Consider the following 17,093-nt stretch of genomic DNA (forward strand, 5'->3'; position numbering starts at 1 on the left):
TGTGAAGATATAAAAACAAAATCTGACCTTTAAAAATTAAAAAAGCGATCTATATAAGATCGCTTTTTTACTTAAAATATTTATGCGACAGACTCAGGAGCGCGCCATAAACTTTCAAGGTCATAGAATTTACGAGCAGTAGGCAACATGACGTGTACAACGACGAAACCTAGGTCAATTAAGATCCATTCGGCGTCTCGTTCACCTTCGACACCGATTGGGCGAAAACCTGCTTTACGTGCTTCATCAGCAACATTGTCCGCGAGGGCTTTAACATGACGGGTTGAAGTGCCGCTGGCAATAACAATTGCATCAGCAACATTGCTAATAGAACTGACATCTAGTTCTAGAATATCTTTGGCTTTTACATCAGTAAGGGCTTCATGTACGACTTTTAAACAAGCCTGTACATCGGTGCTTGAAGTTTTGATTTTTAGGTCGTGAGAATTAGAAGCGCTGGGCGATGGTTCTAAATTCATGGGGCGTATATTTTCCTGACAATTGCTCATCGTCAAATATACCGTTTTTAACAAAAAAATTCAAATTTTAGCCGTAACAGATTATGTGTTCACATCATTGGAAAAATATTTCTTTTTCCATGCAAATGATTGATCTGAGTGAGTTTCTGGTCTGTATTCTGCGGCAATTAAACCTTGATAATCACTTTGTAACAACCAGTCAAAAATTTGTTTATAAGGAATATTTCCAGTATCAGGCTCATGGCGGCTCGGACAATCAGCAAATTGTATATGCCCAATATGATGAAGATTCTCTTGTAAACCGGCTAAAACATCTTCCCCCATCATCGCCATATGATAGCAATCGTATTGCATTTTAAGTGCAGGATGATTCACCGCTTCAAGCATTTCTTGCGCTTGGGCAATATTTTGTATTAAAAAACGGGGCATATCGGTGCCATTGATCATTTCAAATACAGGCTCAATATCGTGTTCTGTCAGCATATGACATGCGAGTTTCAGATTGCTTGCCAGTGTGTTTAAGCAAGGTAGTAAATCGGCATCTAAAGGTTGTTTGCCTGCGAGTATGTTTATGCGAGGTACATTCAATGCATTGGCGTAGCTGATCGCAAGTTCAAGTGCTTGATAAAATGTCGTTTCTAATCCGGGAACACCTGCCAATCCATTACCACCTTGCATCAGGTCTCCCGCAGGGGCATTAATGAGACATAGAGAGAGGTTGTATTGGTCAAGTTGGGTTTGGATATCAAAAATTTCTAATTCATAGGGAAATTGAATTTCAACATGCTGAAAACCATGTGCATGTGCTAAAGCAAAGCGCTCGATTAAAGGTACTTCAGTAAAAATCATCGATAAATTGACGGCAAGATGACTCATATTAACCTCCATGATTCATTAATTATTGTTCTATATGTTGAATGATAGTAGCTAAATCATTCTCAGCAAAGCCATTTTGTTGGTGTGCTTGTAACTGTAGTAGAGCTTTTTGTGCGACAGGTATCTGTAGGTTAAAGCTTTGTGCAAGTTGTAAAGCATTGTTTAAATCTTTAGAGAGGGTTTGGACTTTCCACTGCACTGGTTCAAAGGTGTGTGTTGCCATACGGGGAGCAAGTATTTGTAGAGGTTTAGAGTCAGCAAAACCGTCTGCAAGTGCAGGAGCGAGTAAAGTCGTATCCACACCAGCTTGGTCGGCAAGCGCAACGGCTTCAGCAATTAATGTGCTATTGGCTGCAACAATCAGTTGATTACAGATTTTTGTGGCTTGTCCTGTTCCTGAATCACCCATACGGGTTACACGTTGAGATAGGACTTGATAGATTGGGTTTAGTTGTTCGATTGTCTGAGCATTTCCACCTGCAAAGATAACCAGTGTGCCTTGTTCCGCGCCCATCGTTCCACCCGAAACAGGAGAGTCGATCCATGTGACTTGTTGTTTTTGTGCTGATCGAGCCAATTCTTGGGTTGCTGCTACCGATAAGCTAGAGAAATCAACGATAATTTGTTGTGGTTGTAGGTAAGGCTGAATTTTCATGAAAACACTTTGAACAGCTTTGTCATCCGCCAAGCAGGTCAAAATAACGGGATAGTCTGCAATCTGATCGAGTTCTAAAGCAGTTGCACCTTGTTGAATCAGTGCTTCACAAGCATGTGGGCTGCGGTTCCAAACAGCAACTGAGTATCCTGCTTGAAGGAGTCGGGCTGTCATGCGCGTACCCATTAAGCCCATACCTAAAAAAGCGATAGGTGTTTGTGGATTGATTTGCATATAAAAACTCAATAACTTAACGATTTTGATTTAAAACTTTTCGCTCAAATATGATATTTGGAAACGCCATTTGTAGCCTATGTCATATTAAGCTTTAAAATTCACGTAGCCTCATAAAGTGCGAGGAATTGAATTGTCTTTGCGTTGGCGTTGACCTTACTTTTCACGGATGAAAAGTAACAAAAACCCTTTGTTGGACAGAGGGTACGTCGATGTTACCCCTGTCCAACAGGCGACATCCATGTCGCCCCACGATAATAAATAATGGGATAGATTTGAGATTAAATTCAGCTTATTTATATTGTCTTGGCAAGAACTCAACTTCAGGGTTCTTATCTTTCTTGCGTGCAAGTGCGCTGTTTTTACCTAAAATCAGTTTAAGCTGCCACAGCTTTTCTAAGCGTAGTGCTTTTTCTGGCTGATGTTGCATTGCATCTAATACGCGTTTGGCAGCCATTAATGCATCAGGTGAACGTTGTAGCATCTCTTGGGCAATGAGATTTGCCTTTGTTAACGGATCAGCGTTCAAATGCGTGACCAAGCCGATTTCTTTGGCATATTGCGCATCAAAAATCCGTGCTGTCAGAGTCAATTCTTTTGCTAAATCAACGCCGATTAAACCCTTTAAAGAACGGGTTAAGCCCATATCAGGCACAAGCCCCCAACGACTTTCCATGATTGACATTTGAGTATCTGGCGTGGCAATACGAATGTCGGCAGCGAGTGCAAGTTGCATACCTGCGCCAAAGCAATAGCCTTCAATGGCCGCGATAACGGGAATCGGTAAGTTTTGCCAAATTAAAAACGCTTTTTGAAAAAGACTTTGTCCCGGTTTAATCAGTTCCCATGCCGCAAACACGGTATTTTTAGGGTTGTTTAGATCAGATAAGTCGATACCTGCACTAAACACCTGCGCTTCACCCGTTAAAATGACACAACGGATCGAACGATCTTTTTCAATTTTTTTGGCAGTTGCGACAAGTTCCTTTAACAACGCAAAACTCATTGCATTGCGTTTGTCTGGACGGTTGAGGTAAACCGTTGCAATGCCATTATTCTTTTCAACGCGTAAAACGGCCATCTGTCATACTCTTATTGTGTTTGATGATCGGCAGCATAGCATGAGTTTTTAAGATAAAACATGACACAACAGTCACCTTAGCTGTCATTCAAATTTAAGATTAAATTTGCTGATTGTCTGACTTGTTCAATTGCAAAGTTTAGTTCATTAAAACGATGGTTTGTTTCTTGAATAAAGCCTTCATCCGCTTTGCGACGTTCTTTACGTAGCGTGGAAACAAATTGTTCAAACTCACCTGCAACACGTTGTAAGGTTGGGGTGCCAACATAGCGCGTTGCGCCATAAAGACGGTGGAGCACGTGTTCAAGTTGTGGGAAGTCTTCCACCTCAATCAGTTGTTGCATTTCAGTGAGTTCGGTATCAAAACTATCGACTAACATACGTAATAAGTCTTGAGCTAAATCTTCTTTATTGGCAGCCAATTGGATACTTTGTTGCCAATTTAAAATCTGTGGGTCAAGCGATTCTATTGGGCGTTTGGTTTCATTTGTTACAGGCTGAGCGCTAAAGTTATTCTTGGTCCACTGCGTCAATATTTGAATAATTTGCTCCATTTGAATCGGCTTGGTGACATAGTCATTCATACCAACTTTGAGGAGTTTTTGTTTTTCATCTGCCAGCGCATGTGCAGTCAGTGCAATGATCGGCAGTTGCATACCTGAATCTAGAGTTGACTCTAATGAGCGGATCGCAAGAGTGGTATCAATGCCCGACATGACAGGCATCTGAATATCCATAAAGACCAGATCGAAAGGAGGCGATTTTTGTTCAATACGCTCTTGAATGATATCAATGGCTTTCTGTCCACTCAATGCTTTGGTGGTGGTGACATTGAGTTCACCTAACAGGGCTTCAAGTACGATCAGGTTAGGTAAATGATCATCCACCGCTAAGATATGTAGGCCTTGACCATTAAAATCCTCTGGCTCTTGCTCAAAAATAGGTTGATTGCCTAACAGTTGGATCAGTTCACGACGGCTCAAAGGTTGGTAGATTGGTCGAGCACGGTACTCATTTAACATGTTCGGATCGAGGTTCATCTGATAGCCGTAAACAGCGAGATTGCCATGATAACGTTGACGAATTTCTTTGAGCAATGCCTCGGTATCACCACTATAATCGACGATCAGCCAAGTATTTTCTTGCTGATTTAGGTGATTGAGTCGACTAAATAAATCTAAAATCGACTGCGTTTCGATATGATCAACATGATAATTTTCGAGATATAAACGGAGTACACTTGCCGTTGCTGGATGCGCTAAATAAGACACCACTTGTAAATGGTCAAATCGAGGATGTTCGATTATTGCATCTTGTTCCTCTACTTTAAATGAAGCGGTAAACCAGAACGTTGAGCCTTTTTCAGTCGGTGCGCGTTCTTGGTTGTCTTCAAAGCCGATTTGACCTCGCATCAAATGCACCAGTTGTTTGGAGATGGCTAAGCCTAGCCCTGTACCACCAAATTGACGTGTGACAGATGCATCACCTTGCGAGAAGGACTCAAACAATCTCTTGCGATCTGTGCCGCTTAAACCAATACCACTGTCTTGAACGCTAAAATGTAATAGACATTGTCCAATATCATCATCCTCCATACGCACACGAACGATGATCTCACCATCAGGTGTGAATTTAATCGCATTTGAAATGAGGTTGGTTAGGATTTGCTTAAAGCGTAATGCATCACCGACCACATGTTGTGGGATATTATCCGCATAATAAAATGCCATATTGATATGTTTTTGTGCGGCCAAAGGAGACAGCATATCCATCACATCAAAGATGGCTTCTTCTAGGTCAAATGGCGCAGTTTCAAGCTCTAGTTTTCCAGCATCAATTTTAGAAAAATCAAGAACATCATTAATAAGTGCTAAGAGGTGTGCTGAGGATTTTCGAATGGTTTGTAGGTATAAATTCTGTTCGTTGCTTAAGTTTTGCTGACGTAGTAATAAGTGAATAAAACCATCAATACTATTCAGTGGTGTTCTTAACTCATGGCTAATGTTGGCAAGAAAGACCGATTTCGATTGGTTTGATGAAATGGCTTGGTCACGTGCCTGACGATAAGTAATGTTTTGAACTTCTAAAGTATCGAGTGTTCGGCGTAAGTCTTCCTCAGTTTGCTCAGTATGTTCTTTTAATTCTAAGAAACTGAAGTGTAAGCGCTTAACCACATTGGCAATGTCTCGTTGGAGTAAACGGAGTTCCCCCGTACTGTTGACCACAATATGCTGATCCAATGTATCGGCATTGAGGCGTTGCATTTGCATACGGATCTCGTATAACGGGGCGAGCCAACGACGAGAAAAAACATTTAAGCAAAATAATAAAATTAAGAGTGTCAGCAGTCCTGTGGCAACCAATGAAAGTAAAATCTTATAGCGTGCGAGTTCAAGTGAGTGGTTGTTTAGCTCAATCATTAACCAGACTGAATTGGGGTTGCTGTTATCTAATCTTACCCCGTAAATATTATTGTCATTATGTGGGATAGGTCCAAAAAAATGACCATTTTTTGGGAAGTTTGGCCAAAAGCGATTATTTTGATAGCCAACGGTTAAGTAGGTTTGTCCTTTGTTGTCAATCAGCACTGCACGTTGTAAGTTTTTTTCATCAAACATCTTCTGCATCAGGTTTTGAGCACGATCGTACTGATCTGGATGTTCTTGTATTAGATGAAATAACTCAGTTGAGGTCTGATGGTAACGTGCCAAAATGGCAGATGCTTCCGCATTTTGTTGTTGTTTGGCGGCATTGGTTGTTTCTGATAAAACCCAGATGATTCCCACGGCTGTCAAAATGGCGATTGGCACGAAAATGAGTGCAATCAGTTGTCCGTAAGCATGATTGAGCCGTAAACGTTTAGAGATGGCTTTATTGAAATTTGACATAGTTGGGGCAGATTTATCATTCTGCAAAATATCTTAGCACGCTTTACATCGCGTGAGCGTTTAGCGGTCAATAAAAAGCAGCGGGAAAAGGTGCAGTTTCTCTGTTTTTTTCATACAATAGTCGCCACATTGATATCGGTGTCGATCATGACGAACATGCAAACTGATTTTTTAGCAAATGAATTTTTACTCGACGACTATTTGCTAGATCGTTATGTTGGTAAAACTCCTTTAGTGCGTTTACAGCGGTTAGCAAGTCATACTCAAGCCACGGTATTAGCCAAATTAGAAGGCAATAACCCAGCAGGCTCAGTTAAAGATCGTCCTGCATACAATATGATTATCCAAGCAGAAAAGCGCGGACAAATTCAGCCAGGTGATACTTTAATTGAAGCAACCAGTGGAAATACAGGGATTGCTTTAGCGATGGTCGCAGCGATGCGCGGCTATAACATGAAGTTGATCATGCCGAACAACATGAGCCAAGAACGAAAAGATGCCATGTCGGCGTATGGGGCTGAGTTAATTGAAGTGACACAGCAACAAGGCATGGAAGGTGCGCGTGACTTGGCGCTACAAATGCAAGAACAGGGCAAAGGCTTTGTACTCAACCAGTTTGGCAATCCTGATAATGTAGAAGCACACTATCTCACCACAGGTCCTGAAATCTGGAAGCAAACTGCTGGAAAAATCACGCATTTTGTCAGTTCGATGGGAACCACAGGCACGATTATGGGTGTCTCAAAATATTTAAAAGAACAAAATCCTGAGATTCAAATTATTGGTCTACAACCTTCGGATGGATCGAGTATTGCGGGCATTCGCCGTTGGCCACAAGAATATTTACCTACCATTTACGATGCTAGTCGTGTCGATCGTATTATGGATATTCCGCAGATCGAAGCGGAAAGAACCATGCGTAAACTGGCTCGTAAAGAAGGCATTAGCGCAGGTACATCTTCGGGCGGTGCAGTTTGGGCGTCGCTTAAAATCGCAGAAGAGAATCCAGATGCCGTGATTGTTTGTATTATCTGCGACCGAGGTGATCGTTACTTGTCGACTGGATTGTTTTCAGTGCAAGATGAAGACCAAGCCTAGATGAATTGTATTGAATGATGAGCTTACGTTTACCGATTTTAGTTTTTGATATTGAAACGCTGACTGATTTAAAAGCTGGTGCTCATCTTTATCACCTTGATTTACCTGAAGCCGATGTGGAACAGGCACTGACCAAGATCCGTCGTCAAGAGTCTGGTATAGACTTTCAACGTTTACCTTTACATGAAATCGTGTGTATCTCAGGTTTATGGATTGATGAAAAAGGTTTCCGATTGTTTTCATTTAGTCGAGAACAAAATTCTGAAGCGGAAATGTTGACTAAGTTTTTATCTATTTTTGATAAGAAACAACCAACTTTGGTCAGTTGGAATGGTTCACAGTTTGATTTACCTGTGATCTTATTCCGAGCCATGTATCACGGACTTACGGCACCGAGCTTATTTGATCAAGGTGAAATTGATAACCAAAAACGCTTTAATAATTACCAGAACCGTTATCATCATCGTCATGTTGATTTGATGGATGTTATGGCGATGTTTAATGGTCGTAATTTCCAAAAGCTGGATGATATTGCGTGTCTTCTTGGTTTTCCTGGTAAGCGTGGTGAGTCTGGCTATCATGTGCCTGAGTATGTTCGTACAGAGCAGTGGTTAAAACTGACCAGTTATTGTGAAGGCGATGTTTTAAATACGTGGTTGGTGTATTTGCGTTGGTTACTATTAAAAGGTCAGCTAAATCAACAGGATCATCAGCAAATGATTCAGTCAACAGTTGAATATTTACAAACGCAAACGCAACAATCAGATTTTTTACAGGTATGGCAGCGAACATCGCAATATACTGTATTCACCGCACACACTTTTGCGCCCCAAAATTAGGTTCATCTTTTGAAACATAAAGCGAAACAGCGTCCAGCCCAAAATCCCATTTATACCTTTCAAGTCGAAGCTTTTTCGCATGAGGGGCGAGGGATTGCACATTATGGAACGCATGCAGACCATCCGAAAGAAAAGCAGGGTAAAAAAGTTTTTATTCGTAATGCTTTGGTCGGTGAAACTGTTCAAGCAAGAATTACCCATCAGACCACGCGTCTAGAAGAAGCTGAAATGCTGACCCTTGAGAGTGAGGCTGCTGAACAGCGAATAGAGCCGATTTGTCCACATTATGGGGTGTGTGGTGGCTGTAGCTTACAACATATTCACCCCGATGAGCAGATTCGACTGAAGCAAAATGTGTTGCAGTCTCATCTACAGCACTTTGCTGGTTTACAGCCTGAACAGTGGCTCGATCCAATTCGTTCAGTTAAAGCGGACTATCGACGTCGTGCTAGGATTGGTGTTCGCTACATCGCAAGGCAAGATCGCCTCGTGATGGGCTTTCGAGAGCATCATAGTAATCATTTAACTGCGATTCAGCAGTGTACGGTGTTGGAACAAAGCTTATCGGAAACACTACCTGAGCTAAGAGCGCTACTTGAAAACTTAGCGGGTAAAGCACAGATTGGTCATATTGAGTTGGCGATGGGCGATACCGAGGTCGGATTGTTAATTCGTCACTTAGATGAATTAAATGTGTCGGATGTCAACCAATTACGTCAATTTGCGTTAGACAAGCGATGGCAGTTGTATTTGCAACCTAAAGGTTCGGACAGTGTACATCGCGTGGATGATCCACGAGCGCCGATGCGCCTGCATTACCGTTTAGAAGATTTTGCTGTCAACTTTGCATTTTCACCTTTGGATTTTACACAGGTAAATGGCGCTATAAATGCTAAAATGGTTCAATTGGCATGTGAATTGCTAGAATTACAGCAAGGGGAAAGGGTACTTGATCTATTCTGTGGGTTAGGTAACTTCTCTCTGCCTTTAGCACGTTGTGTTGGTGAGTCTGGTCAAGTGGTAGGTGTTGAAGCAAGTGATGAAATGGTACAACGGGCCACAGAGAATGCAAAAGCAAACGATTTGGCTCATGCTATGTTTTTTTCACAAGATTTAACAAAAGACTTTTCGCATCATTCTTGGGCAAAACAAGGATTTGATGCATTATTGATTGATCCACCTAGATCGGGTGCATTTGAGGTAATGCAATATGTACCGAACTTTGGAGCAAAAAGAATCGTTTATGTTTCATGTAATCCTTCAACACTGGCAAGGGATGCGGGTGTATTGGCGCAATATGGTTATCGGCTTAGGAAAGCCGCAGTGATGGATATGTTTACCCATACTGAACATGTTGAATCTATTGCCTTATTTGAAAAAAATCAGTTTGATAAAATCTAAGAGATAAACGATTAGAAAATGAGTTATATATCCAGAGGAGAATGGTATGGTCACAGTACGTGAACAGTTACCTGGACGATTCCAAGAATTGTCTGAGGAAGCGACTGTAGAACATGCCGCTGAAGCGCAAAGTAGTCTAGTTTCTTGGCTAGATCGAGTGTGCGATATCTTGGATAGGGATGAGCTAAAACAACTACAAAAAGTTGCAGAGCTTACCTTAGCAAAAGAGTTAGAAACTACGGTTAATCATCATACCAACACCTTTAGTACTGGGATTGGTATGGCAGATATTCTAGCGCATTTACATGTAGATGAAGATACGTTGTCAGCGGCAGTATTATATCGCAGTGTACGTGAGGGCTTAATCACTCTAGAAGATATTCAGCGTGAGTTTGGCGAGCAAGTATTGGCGCTCGTCAAAGGTACACTTGCGATGGGTAAACTGTCTGAGTTGATTGAAAAAAATAAGCGACTAGAAGATCATTTTAATAATAACCAGCGTGAACATTTAAACGGCATATACAAGATGCTCATCTCAGTGACAGAAGATGTGCGTGTTGTTTTAATCAAGCTAGCAGAACGTACTTATGCGTTGCGTGAGTTAGCCAATGCAAGTAAAGAGCGTCAAGAACGTGTCGCTCGAGAAATCTTAACCATTTACTCTCCGTTGGCACATCGCTTAGGGATTGCGCAACTTAAATGGGAGCTTGAAGACCTTGCCTTTCGTTATTTAGCGCCTGAACGTTATAAAGAAATTGCGTCGTTACTAAATGAAAAACGTTTGGAGCGAGAGCAGTACATTCAATTTGTGATTGACAAGCTCAAGACTGAACTAGATGTATATGATATTCAAGCTGAAATTACTGGGCGAGTGAAGCACATTTATTCGATCTATCGAAAAATGAAAAGCAAGAATCTCAGCTTCGATCAGCTCTATGATATACGCGCAGTGCGTGTATTGTTGAAAAGCGTACCCGATTGTTACCATGCCTTGGGGATTGTGCATCAGTTATGGCGGCATATTCCAAATCAGTTTGATGACTATGTCACCAACCCGAAAGCCAATGGTTATCGCTCTTTGCATACGGCAGTCATTGCAGAGAATAAATCTCTAGAAGTGCAAATTCGTACTTTTGAGATGCACGAAGAAGCCGAACTCGGGGTTTGCTCGCACTTTAACTATAAAGAAGGTGCAAAAAATACCGATCATTCTTTTAATGATCGTTTGCATTCATTGCGTGCAGTACTTGAGCATTATCAGGAACGTACTGAAACCACACCACATGGCGAAGATGATGAGTCAAATGGTATAGATCAGATTCAAGATTTTGAGAATTTTGAAAAGATTTATGTGTTTAGTCGTGATGGTGATATTAAGGAGTTAGCGCGTGGTTCAACGGTTCTCGACTTTGCATATCATGTGCATACTGAGGTGGGGAACAAATGCTATGCCGCACGGGTAAATCAGCGTTATGTGCCATTAACCTATACCTTAAAAACGGGTGAACAGGTTGAGATTTTAACCAAGAAAGATCGAGAGCCAAACCGTGATTGGTTGGTAAATTCCTTAGGTTATATCAAAACTTCGCGCGCACGAGACAAGCTACGTCACTGGTTTAGACAACAAGATCGTAGTAAGAATATCGAAGTGGGTCGAGAGCTGCTGAACAAGGAGCTTGCACGCCTGGCGATTCACCCAAAAAGTATTGATTTAAAAGATTATTCATCTCATTTTAATCTAAAATCTGGTGATGACATTTTGGTGGCATTGGTCAGTGGAGACATTAGTCTGCATGCGCTGATTAACCAAGTGAATCGTCAGATGCATTTGGATCAAGATGAGCCTGAGTTGGTGTTGAAGCCAGCATTGAATCCGCGTGCCAGTCATACTTTATCTGCACATGGGATCTTGATTGATGGTTTGGATAATGTGGAACTACACATTGCTCAATGTTGTCAGCCTGTTCATGGTGAGTCGATTGGCGGCTACATCACTTTAAATCGTGGTGTGAGCATCCATAAGGTCGCTTGTACGGATTATATGCGGATGACAGGGCTAGAGCCTGAGCGTGCAGTAGAAGCGGATTGGGAAATGCAGCCAACCCGTGGTCAGAGTGTTCAGATCGTGGTTGAGGCTTATGATCGCCGTGGTTTGCTCAAAGATTTAACTCAAGTGATTTTTTCTGATCAAATCAATATTCGTCAGGTTAATACCATTTCTGAATCCGATGGTATTGCCAATATGAAGTTGTTAATTGAAGTCAAAGGTTTAGCACAACTCTCTCGTTTGTTGGCTCGTTTAGAGCAACAACCGGGGATTATTAGTGCAAGACGTTTGGTTCAAGGCAGTTAAATATTGTTGAATCATAATAAAACCCGCTTAGGCGGGTTTTATTATATTTGCGATCAATAAATATGAATGATCAGATTTATCTGAACATAATATTTATATTAGATTTTGCATTTTTTGCTTTTTTGATAAGTGGCAATATTATCAATATTGGTTTGAGCCTTGGCTTTAACTGCTTCTTGAACAGAAAGGTTGTTCACATCAGAAGTATCGTCTTCACCTGCAATATTATTTGCAATTTGACTTGCTTTCGCTGTTTTCTCAGAGTTGCCGCCAAATGCAGCTAATGCACCGCCTGCAACACCAGCCCATTTGCTAATTGCTTTACCTGGTGCTTGAGCGTTAGCATTAATGTTGGCAATATTTTTTTCTGCGGCAGCGAGTTCACGTTTTGCATTAGCTTGCTCAACAGAAAGCGTTGGGCAGTCCATCGCTCTTAATTCAGTTGTAGAGAAAGGTTTACCCTCAGTTGCTGCAAAAGTAGAAAAAGAAAGGGTTGCAGCAGCAGTTAAAACTAATAGTTTTTTCATATTATAAACACTTTAAAAGTTTTCGGTTAAATGGCCAAGATGAGTATGGCGGGTGGATTCTATTTAAATTATTTTTAAATGTCACGATTTTTTAATAATTTTTTAAAGAATTGTCTGTCTACTACGTCATAAAAGTTAATTTTGTTTTTATTAATTATATCTTTTTTAAAATTTTTTTGTTTTATCTAATTGATTTATATTGTTTAAATTATTTTTTTTGAATTTTATGATTTGTTTATTATTTTTTTTAATGATGATTTTTTTGTTTTTTCTCTGGATTTTATTGGTGTTTTTTGATTTTACATGAAAGTTCAACTAAATATGGGGTGGTATTATCAAACTCTGCCTTTTTATATTTTATTTGAAATAATAAACCTCCTTCATAAATCTATTTTGCTTCTCCTGTATGGAGAAATACAAGGAGGATGCAATTAATGATGAAAGAGGTCTAATAATGTGATTAAAATGGTTTGTTTTGTCTAGATAATAATAAATTGCTGAGACGATTTAGAAATTGTGGACTAATACTAGACAGTTGATACATAAGTTTGGTTTTAATTCCGACAGGCGTATGTGTTGGGAGCAGTAAGTGATCTTTTTGTTGTGCTAAATACAGGACCTGTTTTGCAACATCGGCAGGGGTTAAATCCACGCCAATATTTTGAATACTCCCTGCATTCATGTCTTTCACCATATTGGTTTGCACAAACAAAGGCATGACATCCAAGACTCGAATATTATATTTTTGCCACTCTACATCAAGTGCTTCGGTTAAACCGCGCACTGCAAACTTACTGGCAGAATAGGATGCTAAATCCGCTTGACCATAAATTGCTGACGCTGAAGAGAGATTAATCACACGAGCAAAACGGGCATTTTTAAGATATGGAAAAGCAGTATGACAGCCGTTTAAAACCCCTTTGATATTAATATCCATCGTACGCTGATGTGATTGAATTGAAGTCTGTTCAAATGCACCAGAATATAAAATTCCAGCATTATTGATTAAAATATTCAGTTCACCTGCCCAGTGTTGAAACTCTTGTAGCGCGATTTGCCATTGTTGATCATTGCTCACATCTAGGTATCCGGCTTTAGCATTTTCCCCAAGTTCTTGAGCTAAAGCTTGGGCCTGTTGTTCATTGATATCATAGATTCCGACTTTGAAGCCTTTTTGATGAAAAAGTCGAGCGATTTCCGCACCGATTCCTTGGGCCGCTCCAGTGATAAAAACGCTATATTGCATGGCTTTCCTTTATATTGATATTTCTTGAGTGGGTGTATATTACGCATAAGCTGCTTTATGCTGCAACAATTTGGCTGTATTAGGTTTGGGAGATCATCATGGAAAAGTTATTAGAAATCATGCAACAGTTACGAGAAAAATGTCCATGGGATCAACAACAAACACCAAGCAGTTTGACGTGCTATGCCATTGAAGAGGCTTATGAGGTTGAAGCTGCGATTCGAGCGGGGGATTTAGATGAAATCCGTAATGAGCTCGGAGACTTGTTACTCCAAGTGGTGTTTCAATCACAAATGTTTAGTGAACAAGGAGCATTTGATTTTCAAGATGTTGTGGATGCGATCAGTAGTAAACTCATTCGTCGCCATCCGCATGTATTTCAGTCAGAAAAATATCAAAATTTGAATCCTGAACAAGTCAGCGAATTATGGAAACAAATCAAGCAGCAAGAGAAGCAGGGCAAAGCCCAGTCGCGTTTAGACGAGATCAAACATGCACCTGCACTGGTACAGGCTCATGAAATCCAGCACAAAGCGGCGCAACTTGGTTTTGACTTTGAAACGGTAGAAGATGCCTATGAAAAATTGGATGAGGAGTTGGCAGAGTTACAGCAAGCGATAAAAAATCAAAAAGCCGATGAAATAGAAGAAGAATTTGGTGACTGTCTATTTTCTTTGATCAATGTAGGACGTAAACTTGGGCTGTCTAGTGAGACAGCACTGTTGGCAACGATTCATAAATTTAGACATCGTTTCGCTTTTATTGAACAACAGGCACAACGACAACAGAAAGACTTGCAAGAAATGAGTTTGGCAGAAATGGATGAACTATGGGAGCAAGCAAAACGACAATTAAAACTTCAGGGGACATCCAATGAATTTGCCGCAACTCAGCAGCAAACATAATATTTTTTTGTGCATGGTTTTATGCTTGGGTTTGGTACCGAGTATTCATGCACAGCAGTTTGATCAATCCTATGAAAAATGGAAAGCGCAGCAGCAAACACGTGATCAACAATTGGCGAGTCAGCCTAACAATAACTATTATCTATCACGACCTACACAGCAGCAAACAACCAAGCCAGTTTCATCTTCTGTAAATATTCGCGGTGATAAAATTAGTTTAAATCAGGCGAACTTACAGCAGTTGCAAACTTTAGCTGGTGTCGGGGAGAAAAAGGCGCAAGCCATAGTTGAGTATCGTCAAAAGAATGGTGGTTTTAAAATGGTGGATGAACTGATGAATGTAAAAGGAATAGGACCAAAGTTACTTGAAAAGAATAAAGCAAGACTGGTGCTTTAAAAGCGCTTTTGTTATGAAATCACACATTAAACGCATCGATCTATTGAATCTTCAACAGAATAAATTGCCCTTTGTGTGTGTTAGAGCTATGATTAGCGACAAATTGTTATTTACGTCCTGACGTAGGAGACAGTGTCTTTTGCAAACTTTGCGTGCGTCAAAATGTGGTTTATCCACAACTCAACTTCCTTCCTCAATATTAGATGTGATTGATAGCCTGACTAAAGCAGGTTATGAGGCATATATTGTGGGCGGTGGTGTTCGTGACTTGATGTTAGGTCTTAATCCGAAGGATTTTGATGCAGTTACGGATGCAACACCCGCTCAAGTGAAAGAAGTTTTTGGTCGACGTTGCCGTATTATTGGGCGACGTTTCGAATTAGCACATGTTTATTCTGGTCGCGAGCTTATTGAAGTTGCGACGTTCCGTGCACCCCCTAAAAAAGCAGTCACCAGTGCATCTGGTATGATTCTTCGTGATAATAATTGGGGAACGATTGAGCAGGATTTCGCGCGTCGAGATTTCTCAATCAATACTTTGTATTATCAACCTCGACAAGGCATCGTGCTGGATTTCTGCCGTGCTGTTGAGGATGTTAAATCACGTACCTTACGTTTCCTCGGTGAACCTGCGCAGCGTTTTGAAGAAGATCCAGTACGTATGTTGCGAGCATTGCGTTTTGCAGCAAAACTGAATTTTCAAATTGATCAATCGATTCTCGATGTATTTAATCCAGACATGACGCAGCTATTGCGTGATGTTTCGCCACATCGTTTATATGATGAATCGCAAAAGCTCTTTACCATGGGTCACTTAACACGTGTGTTACCAATGTTGATTGATTTTGGGGTGTGGAAGCAGTTATTTGCCGAAATTCCACCGAATATCACCGCATTTATAGAGCGTGCGGCTCGAAATACCGATCAACGGATTCAAATTGGGAAAACCATCAATCCTGCATTCTTTTATGCAGTATTGCTATGGAAACCGTTTTTAGAGCGCTGTGACTTTTATTTAAATAAAGGGATTGTTCCTGCTGAAGCACGTGCTCAAGCTGGACTCGATGTGTTGAAGCGTCAAGCAACCCGTACCATTATTCCACGCTTTGCTGAAACTTTTATCCGTGAAGTTTGGGAAATGCAAACGCGTTTATTGAATCCTAAACCACAGCAAATAGAAGCTTTGGCTGGGCATGCACGCTTCCGTGCTGGATTTGATTTCTTGTTACTTCGTGAGAAATCTGGCGATACCCAAACTGAAGGTATGGGTGTTTGGTGGGAAAACTACCAAGAAATGTCAGCTGATCAAAAAGAAGCGGCAATTCGTCAGTACAATCGTCAGCGCACAAGAACTCGTCGCAAGGTTGCTGATGCGGATGACATTAAAGTTACTGAAATAGAACCTTTAGTCAATGAGCCAGAACCAAGAAATCGTCGTGCGAAGAAAGAACGTGTGAGAGCACCTGAATCTGCGAGTCGGTTCGCTGAAAAAGCAACGATGGATCCGCATAAGATTCATGCAGATCATCCGATTCTCAAGCGTAAGCGTGTTCAACGTGATTTGAGCCAAGTGGTATTTGGACCAACGCAATGACAATTCGCACTTTTATTGGTCTTGGAAGTAATTTAGGCGATTCGCAACAGATTTTAAAAGAAGCTCTTGCGAAACTCTCGACTTTAGGTTCTGTAAAGGTTTCCAAGCTCTATCAAAGTCCACCGATGGGGCCTCAAGATCAACCCAATTTCTTAAACGCGGTTGTTCAACTGGATACCACGCTTGCGCCTCTGGCTTTATTGGATCAATTACAACACTTTGAGCAAGAAGCAGGGCGTGTACGTTTACGTCGTTGGGGCGAGCGTACCCTTGATCTAGACTTACTGATCTATGGTCAAGAGCAAATACATAATGAACGTTTGACTGTACCTCACGCAGGGATTCTTGAGCGTGATTTTGTGGTCATTCCTTTGTTAGATTTAGATGCCGATTTACAGTTAAATGGTCATCCGTTAAAAGATTTAGAACTGGTACAGCAAGCAAACTTGATTGTAATCGCAAATCAGTCTTGGGCAACCGCTTAAGATTATTTTGTTCTGGAAATGCCTGTAGAGGACAT

Annotated in this window: 15 protein-coding genes; 8 read left to right on the forward strand and 7 right to left on the reverse strand. The window is 40.9% G+C overall.

Annotation, left to right across the window (positions count from 1 at the left end; genetic code table 11):
• Positions 1–80: 80 nt before the first annotated feature.
• From rsfS to F991_RS13550, 5 genes are all read right to left on the reverse strand, one after another.
• Entirely contained in the window at positions 81–479 is a 399-nt protein-coding gene (gene rsfS / locus F991_RS13530; RefSeq protein WP_004672480.1) for a ribosome silencing factor, read from the reverse strand.
• An 81-nt stretch (positions 480–560) separates the two neighbouring features.
• On the reverse strand, positions 561–1,355 hold the full coding sequence (locus F991_RS13535; RefSeq protein WP_004672481.1) for a hydroxypyruvate isomerase family protein: 795 nt from the start codon (positions 1,353–1,355) through the stop codon (positions 561–563).
• A gap of 22 nt (positions 1,356–1,377) precedes the next feature.
• Positions 1,378–2,244: an NAD(P)-dependent oxidoreductase gene (locus tag F991_RS13540; RefSeq protein WP_004672482.1), complete on the reverse strand. Its 867-nt coding sequence runs from the start codon at positions 2,242–2,244 to the stop codon at positions 1,378–1,380.
• A 292-nt stretch (positions 2,245–2,536) separates the two neighbouring features.
• Positions 2,537–3,325, reverse strand: coding sequence for a crotonase/enoyl-CoA hydratase family protein (locus F991_RS13545; protein WP_004672483.1), 789 nt, complete (start codon positions 3,323–3,325; stop codon positions 2,537–2,539).
• Positions 3,326–3,402: 77 nt separating this feature from the next.
• Positions 3,403–6,213: a GacS-like sensor histidine kinase gene (locus F991_RS13550; protein WP_004672485.1), complete on the reverse strand. Its 2,811-nt coding sequence runs from the start codon at positions 6,211–6,213 to the stop codon at positions 3,403–3,405.
• A gap of 147 nt (positions 6,214–6,360) precedes the next feature.
• Here F991_RS13550 and cysM point away from each other — a divergent pair, with 147 nt between their 5' ends.
• The 4 genes from cysM to F991_RS13570 are packed head-to-tail and all read left to right on the forward strand — an operon-like array spanning position 6,361 to position 11,904.
• The gene (gene cysM, locus F991_RS13555) at positions 6,361–7,311 is read left to right on the forward strand and encodes a cysteine synthase CysM (protein ID WP_004672486.1); all 951 of its coding nucleotides are present in this window, start codon (positions 6,361–6,363) and stop codon (positions 7,309–7,311) included.
• 17 nt (positions 7,312–7,328) lie between these two features.
• Positions 7,329–8,150: a 3'-5' exonuclease gene (locus F991_RS13560; protein ID WP_034595183.1), complete on the forward strand. Its 822-nt coding sequence runs from the start codon at positions 7,329–7,331 to the stop codon at positions 8,148–8,150.
• Positions 8,151–8,159: 9 nt separating this feature from the next.
• Positions 8,160–9,551, forward strand: coding sequence for a 23S rRNA (uracil(1939)-C(5))-methyltransferase RlmD (gene rlmD / locus F991_RS13565; protein WP_004672490.1), 1,392 nt, complete (start codon positions 8,160–8,162; stop codon positions 9,549–9,551).
• A 46-nt stretch (positions 9,552–9,597) separates the two neighbouring features.
• Entirely contained in the window at positions 9,598–11,904 is a 2,307-nt protein-coding gene (locus F991_RS13570) for a RelA/SpoT family protein (RefSeq protein WP_004672492.1), read from the forward strand.
• A gap of 98 nt (positions 11,905–12,002) precedes the next feature.
• Here F991_RS13570 and F991_RS13575 read toward each other — a convergent pair whose 3' ends face one another.
• Together F991_RS13575 and F991_RS13580 are read right to left on the reverse strand one after the other, a co-directional pair.
• Positions 12,003–12,431: a hypothetical protein gene (locus F991_RS13575; protein WP_004672494.1), complete on the reverse strand. Its 429-nt coding sequence runs from the start codon at positions 12,429–12,431 to the stop codon at positions 12,003–12,005.
• Between the two features lie 460 nt (positions 12,432–12,891).
• Entirely contained in the window at positions 12,892–13,677 is a 786-nt protein-coding gene (locus tag F991_RS13580) for an SDR family oxidoreductase (RefSeq protein WP_004672496.1), read from the reverse strand.
• Between the two features lie 98 nt (positions 13,678–13,775).
• On the opposite strand from F991_RS13580, the gene mazG reads away from it, so the two are divergent.
• The 4 genes from mazG to folK all read left to right on the forward strand — a co-directional run bounded on the left by mazG (position 13,776) and on the right by folK (position 17,058).
• Entirely contained in the window at positions 13,776–14,582 is an 807-nt protein-coding gene (gene mazG / locus F991_RS13585; RefSeq protein WP_004672498.1) for a nucleoside triphosphate pyrophosphohydrolase, read from the forward strand.
• Positions 14,551–14,979, forward strand: coding sequence for a ComEA family DNA-binding protein (locus tag F991_RS13590; RefSeq protein WP_004672500.1), 429 nt, complete (start codon positions 14,551–14,553; stop codon positions 14,977–14,979). Before mazG ends, F991_RS13590 begins: the two co-directional genes overlap by 32 nt.
• Before the next feature lie 139 nt (positions 14,980–15,118).
• Complete coding sequence (gene pcnB, locus F991_RS13595) at positions 15,119–16,573, forward strand: polynucleotide adenylyltransferase PcnB (RefSeq protein ID WP_004672501.1); 1,455 nt, start codon at positions 15,119–15,121, stop codon at positions 16,571–16,573.
• Complete coding sequence (gene folK / locus F991_RS13600) at positions 16,570–17,058, forward strand: 2-amino-4-hydroxy-6-hydroxymethyldihydropteridine diphosphokinase (protein ID WP_004672502.1); 489 nt, start codon at positions 16,570–16,572, stop codon at positions 17,056–17,058. The genes pcnB and folK overlap by 4 nt, the downstream gene beginning before the upstream one ends.
• Positions 17,059–17,093 lie beyond the last annotated feature (35 nt).

Origin of the sequence: Acinetobacter sp. CIP-A165, from assembly GCF_000367985.1 — a bacterium.
GTDB lineage: Bacteria > Pseudomonadota > Gammaproteobacteria > Pseudomonadales > Moraxellaceae > Acinetobacter.